Raw genomic sequence first — 26567 nt, 5'->3', positions numbered from 1 at the left:
ACGCCGCCTCCGGACCCTCACCCGGACGGCGCAGCCACGGCCCTCACGGGATGCGGGATCCCGCCGCCGGGCGGACCTTCGGAAGTGTTCGGAGGTTCACCATGCGCTCACCGGGATTCACTCTCTGTGCCGCCCTGGCGGTGACGGTGCTGTCTCCGGGGCCCGCGCTCGCGTCCGCCGGCCGGGTACCGGGCGCCACGGCGGGCACGGTCGCGGTCACGCCGTCCGCCCTCGCGCCGGGCACCGAGGCGGCCCTCCAGGTCACCGGCTGCACCGGCCGCGCGGGCCGGGCGACTTCGGACGCGTTCGTCGACGCCGTGCCGCTGGCGCGGGTCGCCGCGGGGATGGTGGGCGACGCGCGGGTGCGCTCCACGGCCGACCCCGGCGCGTACGCCGTCTCCGTCCACTGCGACGGCGAGGACGCGCGTGCCCGAGGCGCCTTCGAGGTCGTCCCGGCCTCCGCGGACAGCGGCGGCGCGGCCGCGGAGCCGGCGGACGGCACCGGGGCCCAGGACGCGGACCCGCCCGGGGAAGCCGCCGGGCCCGCGCCTACCGGCCCCCTCTCCGCACCGGCGTCCGGCAGCCCCGGCCCGCCCGCCTCCCCCTCCGCCCCGGTACGGGCCGGGGGCGGCTGGACGGCGGCCCACCCGCACCCGGCCGCGGGACACCGCGCCGGGGCGCCCGCCGAGGCGTCGCGCACCGCCCTGGCGCGGACGGCGGCCGTACGGACGGCCGCGAGCCACGAGGGCGACGGGGCCTACGCGGTGGGCCTGGTGCTGGCGGGAGGCGCGCTCCTCGCGCTCACCGGGCAGGCGCTGCGGATGCGGCGCCGGCGCAAGGGGCCGGGCGATGGCGATGCGGGCTGACGACCACCCGGTGGCGGACCGCCGCCCGTACGGCCCCGGCAGCGGCCGGATGGCCGTCGGCGTCGCCTGGGCGGTCCTGCTGCTCGGACTGTGGCTGTGGGGCCGGGACCTGACCGACGGCGGGGACCTGGCGAAGGCGCCGACCACCGGCGACGTCGCGGCCGTCGGCCGCCCGCTGGACCAGGACCTGCCCGCCGCCCACGCGCCCCTGGCCACCTCCCCGGGCGGCCGCCCGACCGAGGTCGCGGTCGGCGCGCTGGACGTACGGGCCGGTGTCACGGAGACCGGACTGGACGCCACCGGCGCCGTGGACACGCCGCCCTACCGCACACCCGGGGTCGTCGGATGGTACGCGAAGGGGCCGCAGCCGGGCACGGCGGGCGCCGCGGTGCTGGTCGGGCACGTCGACACGACCAGCGGCCGCGCGGTCTTCCACCGCCTCGGCAGCCTCAAGCCGGGGCAGCCGGTGGACGTCCGCAGGGAGGACGGCGGCACCGCGCGGTTCACCGTCGAGGACGTCAAGATCTACGACCGCGGGAACTTCGTACCGCGCAAGGTCTACGGCGCCCACCTGCCGGGCCGCGCGGAACTGCGCCTGATCACCTGCGCCGGCACCTACGACAGCGCGCGGGACGCCTACACCGCCAACGTCGTCGTGCACGCCTACCTGACGAAGGTCACGCCAGCGCCGGAGAGTTGACGCCACCGCGAACGGACGGGGCGGGGACGCCGGGCCGGCCGGTCCCGGGCGGGGCGGGACGGCGTAACAGGTTGTCCACAGCCCGGCCTGCGGTTGAGGGGCCTGTGCCAGGATGGGGCGGACCGGTCCTGTCCCGTGCTCCGAGGGGGGAGTGGATGTACGGCAATGTTCGGGGATCCGGGGGCGGTTCCCCGGGTGGGCGCCGCGCCGCGCGCCGGCGCGGTGTGTCCGGCGCGGCATCGGCGTTGGGGGCGCTGCTGCTGGTGACGGGGTGCTTCTCGTCGTCCGGCGACGGCGACGGCGAGCGGGACGACGGGAAGGCCGGGGCCAAGCCCGGGCAGCAGCCCAGGTCCACGGTGCCGTACTGGGTCAACCCGGAAGGCAAGGCGGCCCGGCAGGCCGCCGCGTACGCCAAGAGCGACAAGTCCGACGACGCCCGGCTGATCGACAAGATAGCGGAGCAGCCCGTCGCCGAGTGGATCGGCGTCGAGGACCCGCAGGGGGAGGCCCGAGGCTTCACGGAGGCGGCGGCCGAGGCCGGCCGCGAGGCGCTGCTCGTCCTGTACAACATCCCGCACCGCGACTGCGGCAGTTACTCCAAGGGCGGCGCGGCGGACGGCAACGCCTACCGGGCGTGGCTGGACGGTGTGCTCAAGGGCATCGGCGACCGCCCCACGACCGTCGTCCTGGAGCCGGACGCCCTGCCGCACATCGCGGACAAGTGCACCCCCGAGCAGTTCCACGAGGAGCGCTACGCCCTGCTGACGGAGGCCGTCGGCAAGCTCAAGGCGCTGCCGCACACCAAGGTCTACCTGGACGCCGGCAACCCGCACTGGATCAAGGACCCCGGCCGCATGGTGGAGCCCCTGAAGCGGGCCGGCCTCGACCGGGCCGACGGCTTCGCGCTGAACATCTCCAACTTCCAGACCACCGAGGAGAACACGGAGTACGGCAAGCGGCTCTCCGGGATGGTCGGCGGCAAGCACTTCGTCATCGACACCAGCCGCAACGGCAACGGCCCCGCGCCCGGCGGTGACGACCCGGAGAACTGGTGCAACCCGCGCGGCCGCGCCCTCGGCGCGACACCGACGACCCGGACCGGCGACCCCCTGGTGGACGCCTATCTGTGGATCAAGCGGCCCGGCGAGTCCGACGGGACGTGCAAGGGCGGTCCCAAGGCGGGCGACTGGTGGCCGGAGTACGCGCTGGAGCTGGCCCGCAACACGAAGTAGCCGACAGTGGACCGGCGCGGGGGCTCCGGGCTCCGGAGCCCCCCCGCGCCGTCACCGGCTCAGTTCAGGCCCAGCCCCTTCAGCTCGGCCTTCGACGCCGTCGGCACCTTCACCCAGACCGCCTTGGACGGCGTGCCCTGGTCGTCCACGGCGGTGAGCATGTACCAGCCGGGCGGCACCAGCGTCGGGTCCTTCGGCAGCGTGACCGTCACACCGTCCTCGGTCTTCGTGAAGTCCAGCGCGACCGACCGCTGTTCGATGTTGGTGACGTGCGTGAACGACCCCGGCCGCAGCAGCCGCATCTTCTTGACGGACGACGCCTGCCGGGTCCGGTACGTGGCCCGGCCGCCCAGCTCGACCGTCTTCGGCCCGGGGTCCGCCAGCTCCGGCCGCGCGTCCCGGTGGAGGTACGGCGGCGTCCAGATGTCGATCTGCTGCTGGAAGACGCCGGGCTTGGTGTTGTCCTTGTCGGCGAAGAGCGAGTCGGAGCCGAACGTCATCACCCGGCCGTCCGGCAGCAGCAGCGCGCCGGAGTGGTAGTTGCGCCCCACCAGCGGATCGGCCACCGGGCGCGAGGTGTTGGCCTTCGGGTCGTACAGCTCGGCCTTCAGGACGTTGCTGTCGCTGCGCCCCCGGTAGTCGCCGGAGCCGTTGGTGGTGAGCACCGTGTCGTCGGGCAGGATCACGCTGCTGGGGTAGCGCGCCTTCGCGTACAGCGGGGGGCCGTCCTTGAAGCGCGGCCGACCGGCGTGCAGGTCCACCAGCCGGGTCTTGTCGGTCGCCTTGGGGTCCTCGCCGACTCCGCCGCCGCCCAGCACCATGTAGCGCTGGTCCTGCGCGGGCGGCAGCAGCACGGACATCGAGGTCTCCAGCACGTCCGGGTCGCTCATCCCGGGGATGACCTGGAACTTGTTGGTCTTCAGGTCCCAGATGCCGGGGGTGCGCCCGACGTTGTCGGGCCCGTACCCGGCGTTGGAACCGGTGTAGAGCAGCCGTCCCTTGTCGGTGAGGAAGAGGGCGGGGTAGGTCGGGAAGAAGCGCTGCTTGGGCAGGTAGGTCCACTTCTTCGTCTTCGGGTCGTAGATCTCCTGCTTGCCCGGGACGACCTGGCCGATCTCGTCGAGCCCGGAGGTGGACAGCACCTTGCCGTCCTCCAGGCTGGTCAGGGTCGGGTACCAGCGGGCCTCGTTCATCGGGTCGACCGGGAGGTAGCGCTCGGCCACCGGGTCGAACTCGAACGAGTCCTTGATCCCCTGGAAGTCCTTCTTGTCGAAGGAGAGCTTCTGCGCGATGCCGTAGAGGTTGCGGGCATCGGCGCCGGTCAGGCCGTGGATGCGGTAGTTGTCCTGGGCGCCGGTCGAGTACTGGCGGCCTTCCTTGAGCGCTTCCACGTACACGCGGGCCTCGCTGTGGGTGACCGTGACCTTGCCGGTCCTCGGGTCCGTCTTCTTCTTGGCGCGCGGGACGACGACGGGGTCCTTGGACGCGAAGGTCTTGCCGTTCTGCTTGCCGGTGAAGAGCGTCCCGGCCGGAAACGTCTTCGGCGCGTCCGGGTTCTCGTTGTAGACGATCATGAGCCCGCCGGCCTTCTTCACGTCGCCGCCGAGCTTCTCGTAGCGCTGGGTGCCGCCGGCCACCAGCAGCTTGCCGTCCGGAAGCTGGGTGTGGCCCGCGCAGAAGAGGTCCTTCGGGGTGGGGATGTTCTTGAAGGTGTTCTTCACCGGGTCCCACAGGACCGTACGGAAGGACTTGGCCGCGAAGTTCTTGGCGTTGTTCCCGGACCCGGCGACCAGCAGCACCTTGCCGGTGTGCAGCAGCGCGGCGTGAATCGTGTTGATCTTGTATTCGGGCGGTACGTCCACCACGTCCCAGTGGCCGTTCTCCGCCTTGTACTCGGGCTGATTGATCTTGTACTGGTGGTACTGCTCCGAGACGAACCCGAACAGGGCCGGGCCGTTCATCCCTGCCAGTGCGAGCACCACCGCCGCACCGATCGCGACTCTGCGGGTGCGCCGGCTCGGACGGTACTTCATGTGTGACGTCCCCCAAGGGCGATCCGCGCGGTCCGGTCGGCGTCGGCCGTACGACGGCCCAGGTCACCCCGGGCGCCGTGGTGCCCGGCCCGGCCGTCCGGCGGCGCCGGGCCCGGTGGCGCGGCGCCGGGCCCGGCGCCGCCGGAGCCGGTGTCACCGTCGGCCGCCCAGCTCGGCTGGCGCTGCGGATGCGGAGCCTGCCGCGGCCCGTCGCCGGACCCCGGCGTGTCCCCCCGCGCCTTCCTGCGCTTGTCCCGCCGGATGCCCCAGCGCCAGGCGAGGACCGGCGCCGCCGTGATCAGCAGGGCCAGCGCGGCCCAGGTGATCATCGCCGGATGGCTGTGCCCGAAGTGGAACGACGCGCCCAGCGAACCCCCGAAGACCAGGATGAAGAACAGGTGCACCCGGAACGTGCCGAAGAGGGTGTCCGGGCTGGAGGAGTCCCCCTTCGGTGTCACCACGAACTTGCTCTTGCGGCGCAGCACCGTGTCGAACAGCGAGCGGGCGTAGATCGGCGCGGACAGTGCGGACATCACCATGCCCGCCACGCCGCCCGAGCCCTCCGGCTCGTGCGGCGAGACGTTGTGCCGGCGGTTCCAGACGTACAGTCCGATCTGGAGCGCCGAGGCGTTGCCGTAGAGCATCATCCACACCGAGGGGTCGATCTGGACGCCCGAGGCGCCCAGCCCCAGGAACAGCGCGCAACTCAGCGCCGCCAGAATCCAGTTCATGGCGGACATCGGGTAGAAGATGACCATCATCGTGTAGTTGAAGAACCTGCCCGGCGGGAGCGTGAAGGGCGCCTTCCAGAACTGCTTGAGGAGGGTCTCGTACGTCCCGCGCGACCAGCGGAGCTGCTGGGTGAAGAAGTCCGTCCAGGCGGTGGGGCCCTCACCGACCGCGAGCACGTCCGGGGTGTAGACCGAGCGCCACTTCTTGCCGGTGTCCGGGTTGCGGTGCCGGTGCATCTCGAAACCGGTCGCCATGTCCTCGGTGATCGAGTCGTACAGGCCGCCGATCTGCTGGAGGGCCCTGATGCGTACGGCGTTGGAGGTGCCGACGAACATGGGCGCGCCGTAGCGGTTGCCGGCCCGCTGGATCAGCGCGTGGAAGAGGAACTGCTGCGACTCGGCCGCCTTGGTGACGAACGTGTCGTAATTGCCGTACACCTGCGGGCCGATGACGAAGCCGACGTCCGGGTCGCGGAAGAAACCGAGCATCCGCTCAAGGTAGTTGGGCAGGGGCACGTGGTCGGTGTCGACGGAGGCGAAATAGTCGTAGGCGTCGCCGTGCGCCTGGAGCCAGGCGTTGTAGTTGCCGTGCTTGGTCCTGGCGCGGTGCGGCCCCTTCCGCTGGTTCCACAGGGGGACGCCCTTGCGGGTGAAGTGGTGGACGCCCAGGCGCTCGCAGACCGCTTTGACGTCGGGGTCGTCGCCCTCGTCGAGGAGCCAGACGTGCAGCAGGCCGCGGTGGCGGATCCTGACGGCCGCCTCCAGCGTCTTGGTCACCATCTCCAACGGCTCCTTGCCGGGCACGAAGGAGGTGAGGAAGGCGACGCGGGTGCCGGTCTCCGGCACGACCGGGATGGGGTCGCGGGCCACCAGGGTGGCGTGCGCGTTGGACAGGACGTTCATGCACCGGAAGAACTCGATCAGTCCGATCGAGACCAGCATCACGGTGTCCAGCACCGGCAGGAAGTCGTAGGCGGGGTGGTCGCGTTCGGTCCAGTGGGCCGGCTGCATCAGCCAGGCGAGCAGGCCGAGTGAGACCAGGGGAGCGGCGCCGAGCAGTAACGCCGCGCGTATTCGGTGTGGTTCGTCCGCCAGCAGGCTGCGGTAGCGCACCTTGTAGGGCTTGTCCGGGTCCGGCTGGGTGAGCGGCCCGGCGAGGCGGCTGTAGTGCTCGTAGTCGTAGCGCGGCAGCGGCTTGCGCTGTGGCCGGCGCGGCCAGTGCTGGCGCGGCACGCGCAGGCGGGTCGTCGCGGACGGGTCGTACTGGTGCTCCTGCCGGGCGCCGGTAGGCGGCGACGTCATGAGTCCATCCCCCCGGCACGCATGCTGGCTGCGTGCCCTTCTTCTCATGGCCCGAGCCTTCGGTCCCCCTCGACCGACCCGGGCGCAAGTGGTGTCGGCCGCCTATGGCGTAGACGTGGGACGGCCGCCTTCCGGTTGCATGATTCCCGCCGGAATCCGCGTCCCGTGCGGAGGGGCCCCCACACCCCACTCATCGCAACCGGTACGTCACCCAACTTGAGCGCGCACAAGCTCAGTTGGTCTCCGGTATCCCGTCAGGGTCCCGAACCTCATATCTTGATCGCAAGGGTGAAACGAGGAGTTTACCGGACATGCGAGTGCATTGGTGGACGGGTCAGGTCGGAGAGGGCATTACTTCGGACCTGAACTGCGCAGCCGTAGGCGGATGTTGTCGAAATGGCGGCGTACGGCCCGCTCGGCCCGCTGCGCGTCACCGTCGCGTACCGCCGCGAGGATCTCCGCGTGCCGGCGGTGGGTGACCCGCGGGTCGGCCCCCGGCCCGGCCAGGTCCGTGCGTACGCGGTGGAACGCCTCCCAGAACGCGTCCAGCACCTCGCTCAGCAGACGGTTGCCCAGCCCCCGGTACAGCGCGGCGTGGAAGGCCCGGTCGGTGTCGGCCCGCACCGCCCCTTCGGCGGCCTCCGCCGCCATTCGCTCCACCAGCCCGTCCAGCTCCGCGAGCGCCGCCTGCGGCACCTGACCCGCCAGCCGCGCGATCAGCCCGGTCTCCACCGCCTCGCGCAGCTCCAGCAACTGGAGCAGGCTGTCCTCGCCCCGGTAGTGGCCGGCCACCGTGCGGAAGGCCAGGCCCTCGGTCATCGGGGCCATCGACATCGGCCCGACGTACGTGCCGAAGCCGTGCCGGATCTCCACGATGCCCATCGCCTGCAACGCCTTGAGCGCCTCGCGGACGGAGTTCCGGCTGACCCCGAGCAGCTCCATCAGGTCCGTCTCGGTGGGCAGCGGCGCCCCGGGGGCCAGCCGCCGGTCGATGATGAGCTTCTTGATCCGCTCCTGGATGTCGCGCGCCATTGTGCGACTGTGCACCCCGATCACCGTTTTGACCAGCGATACACCGGCTCGGCGCCGGGAAAACGGGGGCGACCCGGAGGCCGGGAAAAGCACTGAGACCCCCTCGTGGCTACGAGGGGGTCTCAGTGTGACGTGCGCCGCCAGGGACTCGAACCCCGGACCCGCTGATTAAGAGTCAGCTGCTCTAACCAACTGAGCTAGCGGCGCGCGCTGACGTGGAAAACTTTACACGAACTCCAGGGGTGCTCCCGACCACCTGCCCGGCCGCATGGTCCCGCCGAATGTGTGACCTGCGTCACCCGCTTTTGCGTCCGTCCGGGGAGTGTTGGTGCCCGCCGGATTCCGCGGGCCGGTGGGGCGAAAGTCCCGTGATCTCGGGACCTTCGTCGAGCCGGATGACCGATTTGGTCTGTGAGTATGCTTTCGTAATGGATGATCATCAGTTGCCCCGTCAACATGCGATATCTCCTACCAGTTGAGACGCTGTGGCAGGTGCGACGGCGAACGGGAACGGAATCAGCCTGGAGGGGAACGGAAATGGCAGTGCCGGGATTCGTGGAATTCGACCCCGCGGGCGGCTGCCCCTGCGGGGGCTGCGCCCAGGAGCGGCGCGCACTCCAGCACGCGCTCGCGGTCCGGGACGGCGGGCACCCCGCCGCGCACGGCGCCCGCCGCGCGCTGGTCCTCGTGGCGACCGCCGGAACGGTCCTGAGCAGCGGCGTTTCCGGTTCCGGGGTGGCCGCCGGCCTCGGCGCCGGGGCCGGTACGGGCGCGCCGGGCGGCCGCGAGCGGACCCTGCCCGCCCTCGCCGCGGCGCACGGCCCCGGTCACCCGCGGACCGCCGGGCCGGGCGTCCCGGCCCTCTCCCTGACCTCGGGAGCGACCCCTCAAGGGCAGGTCGGCGGCCTGTACGGGGGGACGGGCAGCGGCCGGGCGGTGGCGGTCACCACGCCCCGGCCCCTCACCCGGGAGCAGATCATCGAGCGGGCCCAGCGCTGGGTCAGCGCCCAGGTCCCGTACAACATGCATCGCTTCTGGTCGGACGGTTACCGCCAGGACTGCTCCGGATTCATCTCGATGGCCTGGGGCCTCGGCCGCAGCCAGTGGACCGGAAGCCTGGCCCAGTACGGCATCCGTATAACGAAAAGCGAACTGCGGCCCGGCGACATGCTGCTCTTCCACAACCCGGGAAATCCGGGCGCCGGGTCCCACGCCACCATTTTCGGCGGCTGGGCCGACTCCTCCCGTACGCGCTACATCGCGTACGAGCAGACCCGGCCGCACGCGGTGAAACGGTCCACGCCGTACGCCTATTGGAGCAATTCCACGCGGTACGTCGCCTACCGCTACCGCGGGCTGGCCGGGGACGGCGATCCGGGCGGGGACCCGGGCAGCGGCACATCGGCCTTTCCCGGCGCTGGGGTATTCGGGCCGGGCGCGGACAACGCGTACGTCACCCGGCTGGGCCGGATGCTGGTGGAACGCGGCGGCGGCCGGTTCTACATGTCGGGGCCCGGCCCGCGCTGGACCGAGGCGGACCGCAGGGCCACCGAGGCGTTCCAGCGGGCCCAGGGCTGGACCGGCGCGGAGGCGGACGGTATCCCGGGCCCGGCGACCTGGTCGTACCTGGTCAACGGCGTGGGCCGGGACATCGGCGGCTCCGGCGGGGGCGGCGCCACGGCGTTTCCCGGCCGGGGCTGGTTCCGGCCCGGCCAGGTGAACGGGTACATCACCGGCCTCGGAGAGCAACTGGTGAGCAAGGGTTTCGGCAAGTACTACAGCTCCGGCCCCGGACCCCGGTGGACGGAGGCGGACCGCCGCAACGTCGAGGCGTTCCAGCGGGCCCAGGGCTGGACCGGCCGGGACGCCGACGGCTACCCCGGCCCCGAGACATGGCGGCGACTCTTCCGATGACGGAGCGCACGATGACGGAGCGCACGATGGCGACGAAGACCGAGACAGCGGACAAGAAGAACGCGACGACGCCTACGAGCGCGGCGCCGGGGGCGGGCGGGACGGCCGGGGCGGTGGGGGAGCCGGGAGCGGAGTCCGGCCGGGCGGGGGAGGACGCGCTGGGGACAGTGGCTGATGGCTCATCAGGCCGCGCGCGTGCCGACGGCACTGACGAGCCCTCAGCGCGCACTGAGCCGGAAGCGGGGGCGCCGGAGACAGGGGGCCCGGAAGCGGGAACACCGGAAACAGGGGCTCCGGAAGCAGGCGCCCCGGACCCAGCCGTACCGTCCGGCCCTCCCCTCTGGTCCGCTCGGCTGCGGTCCCGCGGGCACGGCGACAGCATCCCCATGGACATGCTGTTCCGCGCCGAACCGGACACCGGCACCGCCCGGCCGCCCGGGGCCGCCGGCGCGCCGGAGCTGGACTTCACCAAGGGACCGCGCCGCCCGGACGGCGGCACACCGCCCCCGGGCGGCCCGGCCGCCACGGGTAGCCGACGGGACGCCGCCAAGGCCGCGTCCTCCAGGGCCGCGTCCGCCAAAGCCGCGTCCACCGGGGCATCGTCCACCGTGGCCGCGTCCGCCGACGCCGACACCACCGAGCAGCCGCGGGTGGCCGTACCGCCGACGGCTCCGGAACCCGCCCGCACCACCCCCGCCGACGCCGCCGTGGCCGGTATCACCGCCGCGACCGACCTGCTGGACACCGCGGAACGCGCCGCGCTCGACGGCGCCCTCGGGGTGGTCGACGCGGGCAGCCGCTCCCGTACGGAGGGCGGCCCCGCCACCCGCGGCGGCCGGGACGCGGATAGCGGTACGACCGCGGGCGGCCACCCCTCCTGGTTCCGCGAACTCCCCGGGCCCACCGTGCGTCTGACCCCCGAGGAAGCCTCCGGCCTGGCCGAGCGGCGCGGCTTCTCGCTGTCCGGCTGGCTGGCCCTGTTCGTCGGCCTGCTGGCGATCGCCGGTTCCGTGGCGTTCCTGTGGTGGCGCGGGATGCTGCCCGCCTCGGTGGTGCGGGCCCTGGGCGTGGAGATCGCCGTCCGGCCCTCGCCGCACCTGTGGGAGTGGGCCGTGGCCGGCCTCGGCGGCGTGGTGGCGGTGTGCGCGTTCGGCGGACTGGCCCGCGGGCGGGTCGGCAGCGCCTGGGTGCTCAGCCTCTTCGGCCGCTACCGCGGCAGCGTGCGCCGGACCGGCCTGGTGTGGATCAGCCCGCTGGTGCTGCGCCGCCGGGTGGACGTACGGCTGCGGCACTGGCGCAGCGAGGCGATGCCGGCGGTCGACGCGGAGGGCCTCCAGCTCCGCGTCGTGGTGCTCGTCGTATGGCGGGTCAGGGACACCGCCCGGGCCCTGCTGACCGTGCGCGACCACACCGCCTACCTGCGCGAACAGGTGGAATCGGCGATGGCGCGGGTGCTCTCCCAGCTCCCGGCGGACGCGTTCCACGAGGAGGCGCCGACGCTGCGCGACGCGCAGGCGGTCGGCGAGGCCCTCACCCAGGTGCTGTCCGCGGACTGCCGGCCGGTCGGCATCGAGGTCTTCTCCGTCCAGCCGACCCGGATCGAGTACGCGCCGGAGGTGGCGGCGGCCATGCAGCGCCGGCAGATCGCGGTGATCGACGCCAAGCACCGCGACAGCGTGCTGACCTCGGTCGTGGACGCGGTCGACGACACCGTCCGCCGGCTGACCAGCAGAGGGCTGGTGGAGCTGGACGACTACGAGCGAAAAGCCCTGGTCAAAGATCTGACCGTGGCCTTCTACACGGCGCGCGGCAGCGCCGCCGGCAAGAACTGACACAGCGGAGAGGCAGGCAGTGGGATGGGGACACCGGTGTTCTTCGAGGTCGTCGGGGCCGACTGCGGATGCGCCTTCTGCGGCGGGGCCGCGGTCGAGTCCGCGGCGCGCCACGGCGGCAGCCGGGCGCGGTGCACGGTGCGCGGCGCGCTCGCGGCGGCGGTGGGGGCGGTGACGCTCGTCGGCGCGGCGGCCGGTGCGGCGGGTGCCGAGCCGGCGCCTCGCCACGCGGGCTGGGACGGCGCGAAGTACTGGTACCGGGACGCCACCGGCTGGTGGCGCTGGACCAGCCACTACGAGAAGTACGCGCGGCACGCGGGCGGTCCCGGCAGCAGGTCCGGCACGGCGTCCTCCGCGCCTTCGCCGGCCGGCACGGACGCGCGCGGCCACAACCCCGACCCCACCTTCCGGGGCCGGTCCGGCTGGGACGCCGTCGACCGGGTGTACTGGTACCAGCAGGGCGGTAGCTGGTGGTGGACCAGCCACCGGGACCGCTACGAGGCCCGTACCGGCAGGCCGGGCGGCCCGGGCGACGACACGCCCACCGGCACGGGCGTCGACACCGATTCCGGTTCCGACTCCGGTGCGCCGAACGGCGGGAGCGGCAAGGGCACCCCCGTCCGGCACGGCACCGAGGCCGCGATCCGGTGGGCGATGGCGCAGATCGGCAAGCCCTACGCGTGGGGCGGCAACGGCCCGTCCGCGTTCGACTGCTCCGGCCTGGTCCAGCAGGCGTACCAGCGTGCGGGCATCTCGCTGCCCCGGGTCGCCGACGCGCAGTACCGCGCCGCCGAACCGATCACCCGGTCCCAGTTGCGCCGCGGCGACCTGGTCTTCTGGTCGTCCAACGGCTCCTCGTCCGGCGTCCATCACGTGGCGATCTATCTCGGCGGCGGCCAGTACCTGGAGGCGCCGCGATCCGGCCGGTCGGTCCGGATCTCGTCCTTCGCCTCCTACCGCCCCACCTTGTACGGGCGGGTCGGCTGACCCCGCAGGCCACCCTCCGCCGCCCGCCGCCGTGCGGGCCTGCCCTTGAAGAGAGGTCGACCGCCATGGCGCCGACAGCGCCCACCGCCCTGCCCCCCACGTCCGACGAACCGTCCGCGGGCCCCGTCCCCGCGATATCCGACTCCGTGACGTCCGACCCTGCGATATCCGGCCCCGCGATACTCGGCCCTGCGACATCCGGCCCCGCGATACTCGGCCCTGCGACATCCGGCCCCGCGACGCCCGATCCCGCGACGCCCGGCCCCACCCCACCCGGCCTCGCCCCCGCCGTGCCCGCCACCGCTTCGACCGTGCGGATGCCCGACCCCGGGGCGCACGGCTTCCTGCCCGAGCGGCCGCCCGTACGGACCATGACCGGCACCTGGACGCGGCTGACCGAACTGGCCGCCGCGGCCGCCACCGCGCCGGACCCGGACACCGCCCGTGACCTGGTCGCCCGGGCGGGACGGGACGGCGACCTGACGGAGCTGCGGCAGCGTGTCTCGCGGCTGTCGCTCCGCAACGCCGACGCCGCGTCCGTGCGGGTGGCGGTGATCGCGGCGGCCTGCGGCTGGAGCGCCCTGGACCCGCTCGCCCCCGCCTCCCCGCGCACCGCCGACACCGCCTTCCTCGACCTGTGGTCGGCCGTCGCGCACCGCGTGGACCACCAGTTCGTGGGGCTGTCCACGCTCGCCCTGCTGAACTGGGCACCCGAGCGCAAGCCGCGCCGCCATGTGCCCATCGACCAGCTCGCCCGTGCGGAGGCGCTGGTCCCCGTCGTGCGCTGGTCGCCGCCGGAGCAGCCGCTCGGCAGGCTGGACCGGCTGATGCTGGCCACCACCCGGTTGGAGGCGCACGGCATCTGGCTGTTCCGGCTGGCCGGGACGCTCGCCGGGCGCGCCCCCGGGGACGCGTCCACCGGTACGGCGCTGCGCCGCCTGATCCGTATCCAGCACGCGCTGCGCGCGCAGCTCCGCGGCGAGGCGGCGGAGCTGCGGGCGGCCCCGGGCTCCGCGCGGCAGGGCGCGGTGCTCGCCGCGCTCGCGGCGCAGGGGGCGCTGGAGCCGCCGGTGTTCCTGGCGGCCGACGCGGTGCTCGGCACGGGCGGCCGCCGGGCGGGGGAGGTGAGCCGGCACCAGCTACGCCGTCATCTGCCGACCGCGCACCGCGCCTGGCTGACCGCCATGGAGAGGCACTGCGCGCCCGTACGGACCCTCGCGCACCGCGGCGGTCCGGAGGCCGCCGTCTACCGCGAGGCACAGGAATCCCTGATCGCGCTGCGGCGTACGTACGCGGGGCTGGTGCGGTGTGCCGCGGGGCTGGGGGAGAACGACCGGATACCGGTGCGGCCGTGTGGTCGCGACGACCGGCCGTCCGCTGCTCATTGGTCTGGACATGTCCATGCGGTGTCACTACGCTGAACTTGGTCTAGACCGCGCGGTACGCATGTCAGCAGCTCATGGAACACCCCCCTCGTTCTTCAGGAGCACACCTATGCGTAAGAAGCTCAGCGCTGCCGTGGTCGGTCTCGGCATCGCCGGAGTGTCCCTGTTCGCCACGGGCAGCGCTTCCAGCCACGGCTACAGCGACCAGCCCCCCAGCCGCCAGGCGCTCTGTGCCAAGGGCACCGTCAAGAACTGCGGCGCGATCCAGTACGAGCCGCAGAGCGTCGAAGGCCCCAAGGGCTTCCCGGCCGCGGGCCCCGCCGACGGGAAGATATGTTCCGGCGGCAACAGCGGGTTCAAGGAACTGGACGACCCGCGCGGCGGCCAGTGGCCCGCCACCCGGCTCAAGGGCGGCCAGGGCTACACCTTCCAGTGGCGCCTGACGGCCCGGCACGCCACCACCGACTTCCGGTACTACATCACCAAGGACGGCTACGACCCGCGCAAGCCGCTCACCCGGGCGGACCTCGAACCCGAGCCGTTCGTGACGGTGCCGATGGGCGGGCGGCAGCCGGCCGCGACCGTGCAGCACCAGGGCACGGTGCCCACCCAGAAGTCCGGCCACCACATCATCCTGGGCGTCTGGAACATCGCCGACACCGGTAACGCGTTCTACGCCTGCTCCGACGTCACCCTGTCGTAACCGGCGCCGGAGCCTTCGACGGGCCTCCCCGCCCTTCCTCCGGGGAGGCCCCCTCCGACCGAGCGCCGCGCCGGCGCCCGCCCCGGAGGGGACGCCCGCCCTGCCGGGGAGGCCCTGTCCGCACCGCCCCGGCACGGCCCGCCCCCGCACGGCCCGCTCCCTCGCGGCCCTTCCGCATTCGTCCGGCCGCCGCCCCTAGGCAGTACCGACCGGCGGGAATATTCTGCTGGTTGGTCTGGACCGCAGTGCACTCGGCTCGCAGGAAACCCCCCTCATGTTCCGGGAGCGACACATGCGCAAAAGGATCAGTGCGGCCGTCATCGGCCTGGGCGTCATCGGCGTGTCCGTCCTGTCGGCGAGCGGCGCGACCAGCCACGGCTACACCGACGCCCCCATCAGCAGACAGAAACTGTGTGCCAACGGCACCGTGAAGAACTGCGGCGCGATCCAGTGGGAGCCGCAGAGCGTCGAGGGCCCCAAAGGCTTCCCGAACGGCGGCCCCGCCGACGGCAAGATCTGCTCCGGCGGCAACGGCCGCTTCAAGGAGCTGGACGACCCACGCGGCGGCCAGTGGCCCGCCACCGGCGTGAGCGCGGGCTCGTACACCTTCCGCTGGCGCTTCACCGCCCCGCACCGCACCACGGACTTCCGCTACTACATGACCAGGAACGGCTGGGACCCCAGCCGCCCGCTGACCCGGGCGGACCTGGAACTCACCCCGTTCCTGACGGTCCCCTACAACGGTCAGCAGCCGCCGACCACGTACACGCACCAGGGCACGCTGCCCGGCGGGAAGACCGGCCGGCACCTGATCGTCGGCGTCTGGACGATCGCCGACACCGGCAACGCGTTCTATGCCTGCTCGGACGTGCAGTACTGAGCGGCACGGTGTGGCCCGGCTCACGGCGGACGCCGTGACCGGCACGGAAAACACGAGTGGGCCTCTCGAAGCTGTGCTCCGAGAGGCCCACTCCCAGGTGCGCCGCCAGGGACTCGAACCCCGGACCCGCTGATTAAGAGTCAGCTGCTCTAACCAACTGAGCTAGCGGCGCGCGCTGACAAAAGAAATACTACCTGGTCCGCGGGGGTGCTTCCGACCACCGCACCGACCGCCCCCGCTGGAGGGCCGGACCCCCGGAATCACAGCGTCAGTGACAGCAGCACCGGGGCCGCCCGCCGGTTCAGCGCGTCGGCGGCCTGCCGCAGCCGGTGGGCGTGCTCCAGCGGCAGCGACAGGGCCAGGCAGCCGACCGTGGAACCCGCCGTGATCGGTACGGCCGCGCAGACCGTGCCGACCGCGTACTCCTGGAGGTCCAGCATCGGGACCGTCGGCGGCTGGCTGTCCAGTTTGTGGAAGAGCACCTTCTCGTTGGTGATCGTGCGGGAGGTCAGCCGGGCGGTCTTGTGGCGGGAGAGGTGATCCATCCGGCCGTCGTGGTCCAACTGCGCCAGCAGGCACTTGCCGACCGCGCTGGCATGTGCCGTGCGGCGGAATTCCGCCCACTCGTTGACCTTGGGGGCCCGCGGGCCGTCGGCGTAGTGCAGGATCTTGACCTCGCCGTCGATGTAGCGGCTGATGTAGACCGCCGCGCCCACCGAGTCCCGCAGCTCGACGAGGGTGCGCTGGAGCTTGTCGCGCAGCGCCTCCGCACGGCCGCCGCCCGAACCGAGCAGGACGAGCGACTCGCCGACGACGTACGCACCGTCGGCGACCTGCGCGACATAGCCCTCGCGGCGCAGCATCGCCAGCATGTGGGCGAGGTGTCCGGCCGGCAGGCCGGTCTCGCGGGCGATCTGGACGTCCGACACGCCGCCGGCGTGCCGGGCGACGGTTTCGAGCACGCGGAGGGCGTACTGCACCGAGTGGAACGGCGCGGTCGGCTCGGGCTTCAGCGCCACGGTGTCCCCCTAGCAGGTTGTGACCGTTTGCGTCGCTGCCGTCGCCGGCGGTCACGACCGTCGAACATTACCGGCCGTTCCCGGGCAGCGAGGCACGTACCACGATAGCGGTCAAAGCCGCCCTCTGGAGGGGGTCTTGACCGAAAAGGGGGCACGGCCACGCACCTGTACTGGGGCGAGGTCCCGCGGCATATGCCGACGTCATTCCGGGCGGAGCGGAGACCGGCTACGCCGCCCGGCGGGCGCCCGGAACACGGCCGCGGCCGCTCCCGGGCACCGCGCCGCGCCCGGCCGTGCCTCGGAAAACAGTGCTACAGAGGCCCGAGCGCCTCAGAGGACCGCGCTCAGGAACTCCCGCGTGCGGTCGTTCTCCGGCTCGCTGAAGATCTTCTCCGGCGACCCGAACTCGATCACCCGCCCCTGGTCGAACATCATCACGCAGTCGGAGATGTCCCGCGCGAAGTTCATCTCGTGGGTCACACAGAGCATGGTGATGTCGGTGGTGTGGGCGATGTCGCGCAGTACGTCCAGGACGCCGGCCACCAGCTCCGGGTCGAGCGCGCTGGTCACCTCGTCCAGCAGCAGCACCTGCGGCCGCATGGCCAGGGCCCGCGCGATGGCGACCCGCTGCTGCTGGCCGCCGGAGAGCTGGGACGGGTACTTGTCGATGTGCTGGGTCAGGCCCACCAGGTCCAGCAGACCGCGGGCCCGTTCCTCGGCGGCGTCCTTGCCCAGGCCCAGCACGTGCACCGGTGCCTCGGTGATGTTGCGGAGCACCTTCATGTTGGGAAAGAGGTTGAACTGCTGGAAGACCATCCCGATGTTCTTCCGCACCTCCCGGCAGTGCCTCTCGCCCGCCGGGACGAGCCTGCCGTTCTTCTCCTCGTGGGTGAGGTAGGCGTCACCGACCTTGATCTTTCCCTCCTCCGGCTTCAGCAGCGTCATCAGCAGCCGCAGGATCGTGGTCTTGCCGGACCCGGAGGGGCCGATCAGTGTCACGTGCTTGCCGGAGTAGACCGTCATGTCCAGCGAGTCCAGGACGGTGTGTGCGCCGAAGCGCTTGGTGACCCGGTCGAAGCGGACCAGCTCGGGGCCGTCCTCCTCGGTTCCGACCGTGGGCGGCGTGGGCTGCGCGGGGGTGCTGTCAGCGGACAAGGCGACGCTCCAGGACTCGCAGGAGAAGAGAGGTGGGGTAGGAGATCACGACGAACAGGACGCCGACGACCGTGATCGGCTCCATGTAGTCGAAGGTGGTCGCGCTGATGCTGTTCGCCTGGAAGAGCAGGTCCGCGACCGTGATGGCGGCCAGCATCGGGGTGTCCTTGAACATCGCGATGACGTAGTTGCCGAGCGCCGGGACCACGCGGCGGAACGCCTGCGGCAGGATCACCGCGGTCCAGGTGCGCCCGCGCGGCAGGCTCAGCGCCGTCGCCGCCTCCCACTGGCCATCCGGGACGCCGTCGATGCCCGCCCGGTAGACCTCGGCGGTGTACGTCGAGTAGTGCAGCCCCAGTCCGATGACGCCGGTGGTCAGCGGGTTGAAGGTCAGGCCCCAGCCCGGCAGGACGAAGAATAGGAAGAAGAGCTGGACCAGCAGCGGCGTGTTCCGTACGAACTCCACGACGACGCTGACCGGCCACGTCACCCAGCGGGTGCCGGAGCGCAGCGCCAGGGCCCACACCAGGCCGAGCGCGAACGCCACCAGCGAGCCGAGCAGCGTCGCCAGCAAGGTGATCCGCAGGCCGGCGAGCAGGTCGGGCAGGATGTCGCCGACGTACGCCCATGACCAGTTGTTCATGGCTTGCCTCCGGGGGCGGTGATCGCCTGGGGACCCTGCTCGCCGATCGGCAGCCGCCGCGAGAACCAGCCGGACCTCTCCGGCGCGCGGCCGATCGACGCCTTGGCCCGGCGCTCCAGGAGGCGCATGACCCGGGTCACCACGAACGCGATCACGAAGTAGAGGACCAGGATGATCCCGTAGACCTGGGCGCTCTGGCCCGTGGAGAGCCGGGCCAGCTTGGCCTGGAAGGTCAGCTCCCCGATCGACAGCAGCGAGGCCAGGGCGGTGCCCTTGAGCAGCTCGATCAGCAGGTTGTTGAACGGCGGCATCATCTCCGGCACCGCCTGCGGCAGGATGACCTTGCGCATCCGCTGCCACGGCGTGAAGCTCAGCGCGATCGCCGCCTCACGCTGGGCGGGCGCCACCGCCTGGAGGGAGCCGCGCACCACCTCGGAGCCGTACGCCCCGTAGGACAGGCCGAGCGCCAGGGTGCCCGCCCAGAGGCCGGCGAGCTGCCAGCCCAGCAGCGGCAGCGCGAAGAACAGCCAGAACATCAGGACCAGCGCCGAGGTGCCGCGGAAGAACTCCACGTAGACACCGGACAGGAAGCGGACGATCCACAGCCGTGACGTGCGGGCCATGCCGATGCCGAAGGCGACGGCGGCGGCCAGCACGGCGCTGTAGACCATGAGCTGTACGGTGATCCACACCCCTTCGAAGAACAGTTCCCACAACGCTCCGGTCACCGGGCACAGAGCTCCTTCGCCGTGAGGTCGGTCATGAACTCCTCGGTGAACCCGAAGGGCCGGGCGATGCGCAGGAGTTCGCCACTCTTCTTCATCGTGTGCAGCTCGCGGTTGAAGGCGTCCCGCAGCACGGTCTCGCCGATGCGGAAGCCGTAACCGCCGCCGTCCCGCTGGGGTTTGCCGTCCACCTCCGGCGTGAAGGGGCGGGTCATCTCCACCTTGGGGTGCTTGCCGGTCTTCAGCGCCTCCATCATGGTCAGCGCGGTGCCGGCGAAGCAGTCGATGCGGCCCGCCTCCAGCGCCTCCAGCCCGGCGATCTGGTCGCCGTACGTCTGGATCCGCCCCTTGGCGACGCCGTTGCCGACCGCGTAGTCGATCTCCGCGTACCCGATGCCGGTGCCCATCCGGAAGCCGCCCCGGGCCACGTCCTCATACGAGTTGATCTTCTTCGGGTTGCCCTTCGGCACGAGGAAGCCGTCCTTCGACTCGTAGTCCGGGTCGGAGAAGAGCACGGCCTGGCAGCGGGCCTTGTTGATGAACATGCCGGCCACGATCACGTCGTACTGGAAGGAGTGCAGTCCGGGCACGAGTGCCTGGAACTCCACCGGCACCGGATCGAAGCGGCGTATTCCCAGCCGTTTGAAGACGGCCCGGGCGACGGCGGGTGCCTCGCCGGTCAGTTCACCCTGGCTGTTGATCGACGCGTACGGCGGCTCACTGGCGATGCCCATCCGTACGACTTTCCTGCTGCGAAGATCGTCGAGTAGGTGTCCCCCGTCCGTAGCTCCGGTGATGTCCACTCGCGAGCAACCGGTGGTCGCTCCCAGTGTCCCGGTCAAACCCAGCGCCGCCGCCCCTGCGAGCAGTGAGCGGCGGCGGAACCCTGATGCGGTGTTTCCTGAGCTGTTCCCCTGTGGTGGAGCCATGGGCGCGCGGCTACCCGCGCTCGTTGAAAATATGCCAATCGTTTCCGGCCCTTGATGCAAGCGGTGCGGGGCCGTGGCGCGGGTCGGTCATGCGCGCACACGACACCTGTGCGGAGGCCGGAACTCCGCTACGTGCGCGACGTGTTGACGACGGCCGTCAGGCGGCGCGCGCCGCGGGGGAAGCGCCGCGTACCGCGTCCGGGGTTCCCGTGTGCATCGCGCCCCCCACTGGTCCACCATGGAGCCGCAAAGCACCGTTAGGAGGCACAATGGTCGACCGTTTCCTCGAAGTCTCCCTCGACAAGCGGGGCGTGAGCTGCACGGCCAAGCTGCTCGACGACCGCGCGCCGGTCACCTGCAAGGCCGTCTGGGACGCACTGCCGCTCGGCGGCGACGTCTACCACGCCAAGTACGCCCGCAACGAGATCTACGCCCTCGTCCCGCCGTTCGCCCCGGAGGAACCCCCGCTGGAGAACCCGACCATCACGCCCATCCCCGGCGACCTGTGCTACTTCACCTTCACCGACACCCAGTTGGGCACCGCCTCGTACGGCTACGAGAGCCAGGCCAAGCACCAGGGCCGCGCCACCGTCGTCGACCTCGCGCTGTTCTACGAGCGCAACAACCTGCTGATCAACGGTGACGCGGGCTGGGTGCCGGGCATCGTGTGGGGCTCGGTGGTGGACGGCCTGGACCGGATGGCCGACGCCTGTCAGGACCTGTGGCGGGCCGGCGCCCTGGGGGAGACCCTCAGCTTCCGCCGGGCGTAGGCGGCGCGGGGATGCCCGCGGCGCCCGAGGTGTAGAGGGCGTGCGCGGCGCGCAGCACCAGCGCGTCCGCGTGCCGCGCACCCACCAGTTGCACCCCGATCGGCAACCCGTCCCCGTCCGTGCCGCACGGCACGGTCGCGGCGGGCTGCTGCGTCATGTTGAACGGGTACGTGAACGGCGTCCAGCCCGTCCAGCGGGTGAGCCCGGACCCGGCCGGCACCTCGGCCCCCGCCTCGAAGGCGGTGATCGGCTCGGTCGGCGTCACCAGCAGGTCGTACGTGCTGTGGAAGCGGCCCATGGCCAGGCCCAGCGCCATCCGCACGTCCACCGCCGCCAGGTAGTCCAGCGCGCTGCGCCGCGCGCCCTCCGCGCAGATCTCCCGCAGCCCCGGGTCGAGCAGCTCCCGCTGCGCGTGGCTCAGGTGCTGCACCACCCGCGCCGCGCCGCTGAACCACAGGGTGTGGAACTCCTCCACCGGGTCCGCGATGCCCGGGTCGGCCTCTTCCACGTGCGCGCCCAGCTCCGCGAGCCGGTCCACCACGCGCCGCACCGCGGCGGCGACCTCCGGGCGTACCGGCACGTCCCGGCCCAGCGACGGGCTGTAGGCCACCCGCAGCCCGGCCACCGGCCCCGCCAGCTCCTCGCGGAACGACCCGGCGGGAGGCGCGAGCTGTGACCAGTCCCGCCAGTCGGCCCCGGTGATCACGTCCATCAGCAGGGCCGCGTCGGCCGCGTCCCGGGTCATCGGCCCGACGTGCGCCAGCGTCCCGAACGGACTCGCCGGGTACAGCGGCACCCGCCCGTACGTCGGCTTCAGCGCGAAGATCCCGCAGAAGGAGCCGGGGATGCGCACCGACCCGCCGCCGTCCGTGCCCAGGCTCAGCGGCCCCGCGCCGAGCGCCACGGCCGCCGCGCTGCCGCCGCTGGAGCCGCCCGCCGTACGGGACGGGTCGTACGGATTGCCCGTCACCCCGTGCCGCGGGCTGTCCGTGACGCCCTTCCACCCGAACTCGGGCGTGGTGGTCTTGCCCACGAACACCGCGCCGTGCTCGCGCAGCCGCGCCACCGACGGCGCGTCCGCGTCCCAGGTCCCGCCCTCCTCGCGCACCGTGTGCGAGCCGCGCAACGTCGGCGCCCCGCGGGTCAGCAGCAGGTCCTTGACCGTGGCGGGCACCCCGTCCACCAGCCCGGCGGGCCGCCCGGACCGCCACCGCTCCTCGGACTCCTTCGCCGCGGCCAGCGCCTCGTCCGCGTCGATCCGGGTGAACGCGTTCACCCGGCGCTGCGCCCACGCGGCGCGCTCGATCACCGCCTGCACCGCTTCGACCGGCGAGAACTCGCCCGCCGCGTACCCGGCGACCAGCCGCGCCGCCGAGCAGTCGGCCAGATCCGTCACCTCAGCCATCCCGACCTCCCTCCACGAACACTCCGCCTCCACGCTCTCCACGGTCCCGGAAGATCAGGAGCCCGGTACGTAGCCCAGCCGCTTGTCCACCACATTGGTGAGCGGCTCGCCCGCCGCCCACCGGTCGAAGTTGTCCGCGAACTGCTCCGCCAGCGCGTCCCGCCAGCCCAGCGTGTCGCCGCTCATGTGCGGGGAGACGATCAGGTGCGGCACGTCCCACAGCGCGCTGTCCGAGGTCAGCGGCTCGTGCTCGAAGACGTCCAGGGCCGCCGCCGCGATCCGCCACTCCCGCAGCGCCGCCACCAGGTCGTCCTCGACGACGAGCGCCCCGCGGGCCACGTTGATGAAGCGGGCCCGCTGCCGCATCCGGCCGAAGGCGGCCCGGTCGAACATGCCGCGTGTCCCGTCCGTCAGCGGCGCCGCGCACACCACCCAGTCGGCCGTGCCCAGCAGACCGTTCAGCGCGCCGCTCGGATGCACCCGGCCGAAGTCGGGATCGTCCGTATGTTCCCGCCGCCCGACCAGATCCACCCTGACACCCAGTGCCAGCAGCGTCCGGCCGATGGCCCGGCCGATGGGCCCGGAGCCCACCACGACCGCCCGGCTGCCCGCCACCCGCAGTGTCTCCCGGTGCCGCCACCGGCGCTGCCGCTGGAGCTCCCAACTTCCGTAGAAGTCCTTGGCCATGGCGATCACCAGTCCGGCCACGTACTCGGCGATCGGCTGCTCGAAGACGCCGCGCGCGTTGGTCACCAGGGTCGCGTCCGCGGCGAGCTCCGGGCACATCAGCCGGTCCACGCCCGCGCTCGCGGTGTGCACCCAGGCGGGTCGCGGGCCGCCGCCTGGCCAGGCGTCCCGGATCGCGTCGGAGGTGAAGTCCCAGGCCAACACCACGTCCGCGGTCGGCAATTGCTCGGCGAAGGTCTTGTCGTCGGCATGCACCAGCCGGGCCCGGCCGGCTAGCCGGTCCAGCTTCGGAGGCGGGTCGGAACCAAGGACAAGGACGGTGCTTTCGGACATAGGCCAGAAACCGTTCTGAAACGTGAGCCCCTTTGAATGAAAGGAGGCGCCGACAGATGCCTGAGATGCGAGGATTGACCACGCTAAGAAGTCGTAACTACCGTGTCAACAACGGCTCTGTCCCGACGTCCCCGGCTCGTGCCGGTCGCACCACGATCCCTGGCCAAGGGCCTTGCCCTTACCAGCCCTTCGCTCTTCTGGGGGCATCATGGACGTCTCATTTCTGGGGGGACCGAAGCCTCAGCTCGGTGTGGGTGTCGTCGCTCCGTTCGACTTCGCCCTGGACCGCGAGCTGTGGCGCTGGATCCCCGACGATGTGTCCCTCCACCTCACCCGAACCCCTTTCGTGCCCGTCGAGGTGAGCCTCGACCTGGCCCGCCTCGTCAGTGAACACGAGACCCTGCACGCCGCCGTCCAGGCGCTGTGCGCCGTCTCCCCGCAGGTCGTTTCCTACGCCTGCACCTCGGGCAGCTTCGTCGGCGGCGTGGCGGGCGAGCGCGCCATGTGCGCGGCCATGACCCGGGCGGGGGAGCAGCTCCCGGCGCTCACCACCTCCGGGGCGCTCCTCGAAGCGCTGCGCGAGATCGGCGCGCGGCGGATCGCGGTCGTCACCCCCTACACCAAATCCGTGACCGACTCCCTGGAGGAGTATCTGAGGGAGGCCGGCGTCACCGTCACCGGCCGCGCCTACCTGGGCCTGACCCGGCACATCTGGAAGGTGGCGTACCGGGACGTCGTCGACATGGCCCGCCAGGCCGTCGTCGGCGCCGCGGACGCCCTGTTCATCAGTTGTACGAACCTGCCGACGTACGACGTCATCCCGCAGTTGGAGGCCGAGCTGCGGATGCCGGTCCTGTCGGCCAACCAGGTCACGATGTGGGCCTCGCTGCGGGCCATCGGAGCCGAGGCCGTCGGCCCCTACCAGGCCCTGGTGGACCCGGTCGCCAGACGTGGACCGGCCTCCATGACCGCCTCCTGGGCCCCGGAGGGAGGGGCCGGGATACCGCGGCGCGGCGGCCTGACCGAAGCGGCGTTCGCCGGGTCGGCGGTCCCGTCCGCCGAGGCGGAACCGTCCGACGGGCTGGACGCGCCGCCCTTTCATCCCCCCGAGGAGCCCGGCCCGCCGGCACCGGTCTGACGCGTACGGGCGGCGCCCCGCCGGCGCCCGCCCCCCCCCGCGCACGTACGCCCGGGGCGGCGCGCGCACCGCAGTACACACCCCCACACGCATCCCCCCACCCCGACAGGAGACGTGCATGGCATCCACGGTCGGCTTCCTCTACCCCGGCCACTCCGCCGAGGACGACTATCCCCGCCTCGAAGCCCTCCTCGGCAACGGCCTGAGCCTGCCGCTCGTCCACACCGACATCGGCGAGGACGCCCACCGCGTCGACGCGCTGCTGGAGATGGGCTCCGCCGCCCGGCTCGCCGCCGGCGTCGCCGAGCTGAGGAGCCGCGGCGCCGAGGCCGTCGTCTGGGCCTGCACCAGTGCCAGCTTCGTCTTCGGCTGGGAGGGCGCCCACGAGCAGGTACGCGAGCTGTCGGCCACCGCCGGGCTGCCCGCTTCCAGCACCTCCTTCGCCTTCGCGCACGCCGTACGGGCCCTGGGCGCCGAGCGGGTGGCCATCGCCGCGACCTACCCCGACGACGTCGCCGCATGCTTCCGCGCCTTCCTGAAGGCCGCGGGCACCGACGTGGTCTCGACGCGCGGCAGCGGGATCATCACCGCCGCCGAGGTCGGGACCTGGGGCCTGGACGAGGTCCTGCTGCTCGCCCGCACGGGGGACCACCCCGACGCCGAGGCCGTGCTGCTGCCCGACACGGCCCTGCACACCGCCGGGTACGTGCCCGCCATCGAGGCGGAGCTGCGCAAACCGGTGCTCACCGCCAACCAGGTCACCGCCTGGGAGGGGCTGCGGCTGCTGGACCGCACGGTCGCCTGCCCGGCGCTGGGCACGCTGTTCGCGGGGGCGCCGGTGCCGTCCGCGGCGGGGTAGCGGCGGCGGGTCCGCCACCGGACCGCCCTCCTCGTCCGCCCGGGAATAACCGGAGAAGTGCTCCGGTTATTCTCCGGGCAGACCAGCGACGCGAGGAGGGCCCGCACCGTGAGCGGCGACCACGACGAGATCCGGGACCACGACGGAACCCGGGCCGATGACCGAGTCGGGGACGGCGACGGCATCCGGGGCACCGCCCCGGGCACCGCGCCCGTGCCCCTGTCCGTACTCGACCTGGTGACCGTGGGCGCCGGGCACACCGCCTCCGAGGCCGTACGGACCGCCGTCGGCATCGCCCGCACGGCCGAGCGCCGCGGCTTCCACCGCTACTGGGTCGCCGAGCACCACTCGATGCCCGGTGTGGCGTCCTCGTCGCCCGCGGTCCTGCTGGCGCACCTCGCCGCGCACACCGACCGCATCCGGCTCGGCTCCGGCGGCGTCATGCTGCCCAACCACGCGCCGCTGGTGATCGCCGAGCAGTTCGGCACCCTGGAGGCGATGGCCCCCGGCCGCGTCGACCTCGGCCTCGGCCGCGCGCCCGGCACCGACGGCGCCACCGCCGCCGCGCTGCGCCGTACCGAGCGGCTGCACGAGGGTGCCGACGAGTTTCCGCAGCAGCTCGCCGAACTGACCCGCTTCCTGGACGACGACTTCCCCGACGGGCACCCGTACAGCCGTATCCACGCGGTGCCCGGGCCGGTCCAGTCGACCTCCCCGGGCGGCGTCCAGTCGCCGCACCGGCCGCCGCTGTGGCTGCTCGGCTCCTCCGGCTTCAGCGCCCAGCTCGCGGGCCGCCTGGGCCTGCCGTTCGCCTTCGCCCACCACTTCTCGGCGGCGAACACCATCCCCGCCCTGGACCTGTACCGCGAGTCCTTCCGCCCCTCCGCCGTCCTGGACGCGCCGTACGCGCTGATCGGCGCCGCCGCGCTGGCCGCCGAGGACGAGAAGGAGGCGCACCGCCAGATCCTCACCGGCGCGCTGTCCATGGTCCGGCTGCGCACCGGGCGCCCCGGGCTGGTGCCCAGCCCCGAGGAGGCGGCGGCGTACGCGTTCAGCGGCATGGAGCGGGACTTCGTCGACAGTTGGCTGTCCAACATCATTCACGGCACGCCCGACGCGGTACGCGCCGGCCTGGACGACCTCGCCAAGCGCACCGGCGCGGACGAGCTGATGATCACGGCCAACGCGCACAGCGGTGCCGTCCGGCTGCGTTCGTACGAGCTGATCGCGGACGCGTACGGGCTGCCGACGGCGTAGCACCGGCCGCCACGGGGGCCGGCGGGGCGCCGGAGCGACCGGCACACCGG

The 26567-nt window shown here is 72.5% G+C and carries 22 protein-coding genes, 2 tRNA genes and 1 pseudogene; 13 read left to right on the top strand and 12 right to left on the bottom strand.

What is annotated here, in order from left to right; all coding sequences use genetic code 11:
* Positions 1-101: 101 nt before the first annotated feature.
* The 3 genes from ACH4EB_RS20650 to ACH4EB_RS20640 all read left to right on the top strand — a co-directional run bounded on the left by ACH4EB_RS20650 (position 102) and on the right by ACH4EB_RS20640 (position 2798).
* Complete coding sequence (locus ACH4EB_RS20650) at positions 102-866, top strand: hypothetical protein (RefSeq protein WP_398348982.1); 765 nt, start codon at positions 102-104, stop codon at positions 864-866.
* Positions 850-1566: a class F sortase gene (locus ACH4EB_RS20645; RefSeq protein ID WP_398348981.1), complete on the top strand. Its 717-nt coding sequence runs from the start codon at positions 850-852 to the stop codon at positions 1564-1566. Before ACH4EB_RS20650 ends, ACH4EB_RS20645 begins: the two co-directional genes overlap by 17 nt.
* Before the next feature lie 155 nt (positions 1567-1721).
* Positions 1722-2798, top strand: coding sequence for a glycoside hydrolase family 6 protein (locus ACH4EB_RS20640; protein WP_398348980.1), 1077 nt, complete (start codon positions 1722-1724; stop codon positions 2796-2798).
* 59 nt (positions 2799-2857) lie between these two features.
* Here ACH4EB_RS20640 and ACH4EB_RS20635 read toward each other — a convergent pair whose 3' ends face one another.
* From ACH4EB_RS20635 to ACH4EB_RS20620, 4 genes are all read right to left on the bottom strand, one after another.
* On the bottom strand, positions 2858-4831 hold the full coding sequence (locus ACH4EB_RS20635; RefSeq protein ID WP_398348979.1) for a galactose oxidase-like domain-containing protein: 1974 nt from the start codon (positions 4829-4831) through the stop codon (positions 2858-2860).
* Positions 4828-6864 (bottom strand): glycosyltransferase family 2 protein, encoded by a 2037-nt coding sequence (locus ACH4EB_RS20630; RefSeq protein WP_398348978.1) that lies wholly within the window; start codon positions 6862-6864, stop codon positions 4828-4830. The genes ACH4EB_RS20635 and ACH4EB_RS20630 overlap by 4 nt, the downstream gene beginning before the upstream one ends.
* A 351-nt stretch (positions 6865-7215) precedes the next feature.
* A complete protein-coding gene (locus ACH4EB_RS20625) occupies positions 7216-7896 on the bottom strand; it encodes a FadR/GntR family transcriptional regulator (protein WP_398348977.1) in 681 nt (226 codons plus the stop codon).
* Positions 7897-8029: 133 nt separating this feature from the next.
* Positions 8030-8103, bottom strand: a tRNA-Lys gene (locus tag ACH4EB_RS20620).
* A 330-nt stretch (positions 8104-8433) separates the two neighbouring features.
* Between ACH4EB_RS20620 and ACH4EB_RS20615 the strand changes: the two genes are divergently transcribed.
* The 6 genes and pseudogenes from ACH4EB_RS20615 to ACH4EB_RS20590 all read left to right on the top strand — a co-directional run bounded on the left by ACH4EB_RS20615 (position 8434) and on the right by ACH4EB_RS20590 (position 15597).
* Positions 8434-9810, top strand: a complete 1377-nt coding sequence (locus ACH4EB_RS20615; protein ID WP_398348976.1) for a peptidoglycan-binding protein — start codon at positions 8434-8436, stop codon at positions 9808-9810.
* Between the two features lie 1142 nt (positions 9811-10952).
* Positions 10953-11642, top strand: a pseudogene (locus ACH4EB_RS20610) (SPFH domain-containing protein); the annotation flags it as partial.
* Positions 11643-11666: 24 nt separating this feature from the next.
* Positions 11667-12629: a C40 family peptidase gene (locus ACH4EB_RS20605; RefSeq protein WP_398348975.1), complete on the top strand. Its 963-nt coding sequence runs from the start codon at positions 11667-11669 to the stop codon at positions 12627-12629.
* A gap of 317 nt (positions 12630-12946) precedes the next feature.
* Positions 12947-14050 (top strand): hypothetical protein, encoded by a 1104-nt coding sequence (locus ACH4EB_RS20600; protein WP_398348974.1) that lies wholly within the window; start codon positions 12947-12949, stop codon positions 14048-14050.
* Positions 14051-14123: 73 nt separating this feature from the next.
* Entirely contained in the window at positions 14124-14717 is a 594-nt protein-coding gene (locus ACH4EB_RS20595; RefSeq protein WP_398348973.1) for a lytic polysaccharide monooxygenase, read from the top strand.
* Positions 14718-15009: 292 nt separating this feature from the next.
* Positions 15010-15597 (top strand): lytic polysaccharide monooxygenase, encoded by a 588-nt coding sequence (locus ACH4EB_RS20590; RefSeq protein ID WP_398348972.1) that lies wholly within the window; start codon positions 15010-15012, stop codon positions 15595-15597.
* Between the two features lie 98 nt (positions 15598-15695).
* On the opposite strand, the gene ACH4EB_RS20585 is transcribed toward ACH4EB_RS20590, so the two are convergent.
* The 6 genes from ACH4EB_RS20585 to ehuB form a co-directional block, all read right to left on the bottom strand.
* A tRNA-Lys gene (locus tag ACH4EB_RS20585) sits at positions 15696-15769 on the bottom strand.
* A gap of 88 nt (positions 15770-15857) precedes the next feature.
* The gene (locus ACH4EB_RS20580) at positions 15858-16616 is read right to left on the bottom strand and encodes an IclR family transcriptional regulator (protein WP_398348971.1); all 759 of its coding nucleotides are present in this window, start codon (positions 16614-16616) and stop codon (positions 15858-15860) included.
* 330 nt (positions 16617-16946) lie between these two features.
* Positions 16947-17771, bottom strand: a complete 825-nt coding sequence (gene ehuA / locus ACH4EB_RS20575; protein WP_398348970.1) for an ectoine/hydroxyectoine ABC transporter ATP-binding protein EhuA — start codon at positions 17769-17771, stop codon at positions 16947-16949.
* Positions 17761-18414, bottom strand: coding sequence for an ectoine/hydroxyectoine ABC transporter permease subunit EhuD (ehuD, locus tag ACH4EB_RS20570; RefSeq protein ID WP_398348969.1), 654 nt, complete (start codon positions 18412-18414; stop codon positions 17761-17763). Before ehuD ends, ehuA begins: the two co-directional genes overlap by 11 nt.
* A complete protein-coding gene (gene ehuC, locus ACH4EB_RS20565) occupies positions 18411-19142 on the bottom strand; it encodes an ectoine/hydroxyectoine ABC transporter permease subunit EhuC (RefSeq protein WP_398348968.1) in 732 nt (243 codons plus the stop codon). The genes ehuD and ehuC overlap by 4 nt, the downstream gene beginning before the upstream one ends.
* Complete coding sequence (gene ehuB / locus ACH4EB_RS20560; protein WP_398348967.1) at positions 19139-20068, bottom strand: ectoine/hydroxyectoine ABC transporter substrate-binding protein EhuB; 930 nt, start codon at positions 20066-20068, stop codon at positions 19139-19141. Before ehuB ends, ehuC begins: the two co-directional genes overlap by 4 nt.
* 269 nt (positions 20069-20337) lie before the next feature.
* Here ehuB and ACH4EB_RS20555 point away from each other — a divergent pair, with 269 nt between their 5' ends.
* Positions 20338-20838, top strand: a complete 501-nt coding sequence (locus ACH4EB_RS20555; protein WP_365835282.1) for a DUF3830 family protein — start codon at positions 20338-20340, stop codon at positions 20836-20838.
* Here the strand turns inward: ACH4EB_RS20555 and ACH4EB_RS20550 are convergent.
* Together ACH4EB_RS20550 and ACH4EB_RS20545 are read right to left on the bottom strand one after the other, a co-directional pair.
* Positions 20819-22243 carry an amidase gene (locus tag ACH4EB_RS20550; RefSeq protein WP_398348966.1) on the bottom strand — a complete coding sequence of 475 codons (1425 nt, stop codon included), beginning with the start codon at positions 22241-22243 and terminating at the stop codon, positions 20819-20821. The genes ACH4EB_RS20555 and ACH4EB_RS20550 overlap by 20 nt on opposite strands.
* A 54-nt stretch (positions 22244-22297) precedes the next feature.
* A complete protein-coding gene (locus ACH4EB_RS20545) occupies positions 22298-23263 on the bottom strand; it encodes a D-2-hydroxyacid dehydrogenase (protein WP_398348965.1) in 966 nt (321 codons plus the stop codon).
* A gap of 208 nt (positions 23264-23471) precedes the next feature.
* On the opposite strand from ACH4EB_RS20545, the gene ACH4EB_RS20540 reads away from it, so the two are divergent.
* The 3 genes from ACH4EB_RS20540 to ACH4EB_RS20530 all read left to right on the top strand — a co-directional run bounded on the left by ACH4EB_RS20540 (position 23472) and on the right by ACH4EB_RS20530 (position 26517).
* Entirely contained in the window at positions 23472-24401 is a 930-nt protein-coding gene (locus tag ACH4EB_RS20540) for a decarboxylase (RefSeq protein WP_398348964.1), read from the top strand.
* Between the two features lie 118 nt (positions 24402-24519).
* The gene (locus ACH4EB_RS20535) at positions 24520-25260 is read left to right on the top strand and encodes a decarboxylase (protein ID WP_398348963.1); all 741 of its coding nucleotides are present in this window, start codon (positions 24520-24522) and stop codon (positions 25258-25260) included.
* Between the two features lie 129 nt (positions 25261-25389).
* A complete protein-coding gene (locus tag ACH4EB_RS20530) occupies positions 25390-26517 on the top strand; it encodes an LLM class flavin-dependent oxidoreductase (RefSeq protein ID WP_398349135.1) in 1128 nt (375 codons plus the stop codon).
* The last annotated feature ends 50 nt before the right edge of the window (positions 26518-26567 follow it).

Source organism: Streptomyces sp. NPDC018045 (assembly GCF_044327445.1).
In the GTDB taxonomy this organism is placed as follows: Bacteria; Actinomycetota; Actinomycetes; order Streptomycetales; family Streptomycetaceae; genus Streptomyces.
Note: the sequence above shows the minus strand (reverse complement) of the source record. Positions and strands in the feature narration are given on the sequence as shown.